This is a genomic window from Acetobacter sp. DmW_125128 (assembly GCF_008704325.1).
Lineage (GTDB): Bacteria > Pseudomonadota > Alphaproteobacteria > Acetobacterales > Acetobacteraceae > Acetobacter > Acetobacter oryzifermentans.
In genome coordinates this window covers 1-1112 of the sequence record NZ_VHOP01000087.1, presented here as the reverse complement: position 1 = coordinate 1112, position 1112 = coordinate 1, and the positions used below count along the sequence as shown (strand labels likewise).

General features: G+C 54.9%; 3 protein-coding genes and 1 pseudogene. 1 reads left to right on the top strand and 3 read right to left on the bottom strand.

Annotated features, from left to right (window positions below; all coding sequences use genetic code 11):
• The 3 genes from FKW19_RS15045 to tnpA form a co-directional block, all read right to left on the bottom strand.
• Positions 1-260: transposase (locus FKW19_RS15045; protein WP_150225413.1), on the bottom strand; the 260-nt coding region annotated here is incomplete at its 3' end.
• A 36-nt stretch (positions 261-296) separates the two neighbouring features.
• Positions 297-548 (bottom strand): IS66 family insertion sequence element accessory protein TnpB, encoded by a 252-nt coding sequence (tnpB, locus tag FKW19_RS15040; RefSeq protein ID WP_116100358.1) that lies wholly within the window; start codon positions 546-548, stop codon positions 297-299.
• Positions 545-904, bottom strand: a complete 360-nt coding sequence (tnpA, locus tag FKW19_RS15035; RefSeq protein WP_007400224.1) for an IS66-like element accessory protein TnpA — start codon at positions 902-904, stop codon at positions 545-547. Before tnpA ends, tnpB begins: the two co-directional genes overlap by 4 nt.
• Positions 905-996: 92 nt before the next feature.
• Here tnpA and FKW19_RS15030 point away from each other — a divergent pair.
• Positions 997-1112: pseudogene (locus FKW19_RS15030) on the top strand (IS5/IS1182 family transposase); the annotation flags it as partial.

Sequence of the window (1112 nt, the reverse complement as noted above, 5' to 3'; positions counted from 1 at the left end):
GAGAGGCGATCGTTGATCAGATATTCCGTCCGCTCATCAGACAAATTGTTGAGCGTCTGGATCACCAGAATTTTGAACATCAGCACAGGATCAAATGGCGGTCGTCCGCCTTTGCTGCCGTCAGAATACGCCAGAGCCTTCTCCAGGTCAGGGCGGAAGACTTCAAAATCCACAGTCCGGGAAAATGCTTCGAGCTGATCACCAAGCCCGCTCAAGCGGGCAAGCCGCTCTTCAACGTCAAAAAATCCCGTCTGCTTCATACCGCCATTCCCTCAGTCAGAACCGGACGAATGGAATCACAGAGCTGGTTTCAAAACCAGCGGGTTTTTCGAACCCTCCACCTTGTAATAAAGACAGAATCCCTGACCGTCCCACATCAGAAGCTTGATCCTGTCCCCACGGCGACCACGAAAGGCAAAGAGCGCCCCTGATGTCGGGTTCTGACGCAGCACGTCCTGTGCCAGTGCAGCCAGACCCGATATGCCCTTGCGCATATCGGTCACCCCGCAGGCCAGATAGACACGCACGCCGTTGCCCACGCCAATCATGCCGTCTCCGCAATCCGGATGACCCGGGCCAGAAGATCTTCGGCAGGATGTCCCGTCACCCTGATACTACGGCCATTGCGCAGCACTATGGCCAGTTCGTCAGGATCACCGCCAGATGCCACAGCAGGTGTCGTCACTGAAGCAACAGGAACAAACGCCACAGACTGATCTGGGGAAGATAGTCTTTGACGGAATGACGTCCGCCATTGGTAAAGATGTTGGCGGGTCAGGTCATGTCGACGTGCCACATCCGATACACTTGCTCCATCCACACCAACTTCAGCCAGTATCGCCAGCTTCCGTTCATCCGACCAGCGGCGGCGGCGTTCAACGCCAATCAGGATTTCCTGGGTCATTCTTACCTCTCAAATGACGTCAATAACGACGTCGTTAACGACGGTAAGTTACCAGTCACAATCCTCAATCATAAGGCGGCCTCAAACGGCCGGTTACGAAATCGAATGCTGGAATGTCAGTTATCCGCTCGCGTGTCGAGCATGTCTTTGCCGATCAGAAGTCACAGACGGGGCTGTTTGTCCGGACTGTCGGTATCAGTCGAGCCAC